Origin of the sequence: Bradyrhizobium sp. BRP19, assembly GCF_020194195.1 — a bacterium.
Classification (GTDB): domain Bacteria; phylum Pseudomonadota; class Alphaproteobacteria; order Rhizobiales; family Xanthobacteraceae; genus Bradyrhizobium; species Bradyrhizobium yuanmingense.
This window is the reverse complement of sequence record NZ_JADYVZ010000187.1, coordinates 1-414: the sequence shown is the minus strand read 5'-3', so window position 1 is coordinate 414 and position 414 is coordinate 1. Positions and strand designations below refer to the sequence as shown.

1 protein-coding gene is annotated in these 414 nt (G+C 65.7%); it reads right to left on the bottom strand.

Features of this window, described 5'->3' with window-relative positions; genetic code table 11:
* On the bottom strand, window positions 1–414 hold a 414-nt coding region (locus I6F36_RS39115; protein ID WP_225173307.1), incomplete at both ends, for a UDP-3-O-acyl-N-acetylglucosamine deacetylase.

The following is a 414-nucleotide window of genomic DNA, read 5'->3' as shown; positions in this document are numbered from 1 at the left end:
CCGAAGGTACGCGCGCGGGCGATTTCCTTTTTGTAGCTGCCTGAGCCCATGTCGAAGACGAACCGGCTGCCGGTGGCGGCCACCGCTGGGTTGTCGAACTCGATCTCGAAGCTCAGCGTGTAGCCATGGTGGGGCTCCAGCTTGGCCCACATCAGCTTCTTGCCCTCGCCCTGGCGCACCTCGATGGTCTTCTTGACGCGCAGGAAGCGCTTGGGCGCGTCCTGCATGACGATGCCGGCGGACTGCAGCAGGAAGACGAAGCTCGCGGCCGAGCCATCGAGCACCGGCACCTCATCGGCATTGATGTCGATGAAGAGGTTGTCCAGCCCCAGGCCGGCGCAGGCCGACAGCAGATGTTCGATGGTCTGAACCTTGGGCCCGCCGGGGTCGCCCCCCGGGCTGATGGTCGTGGCC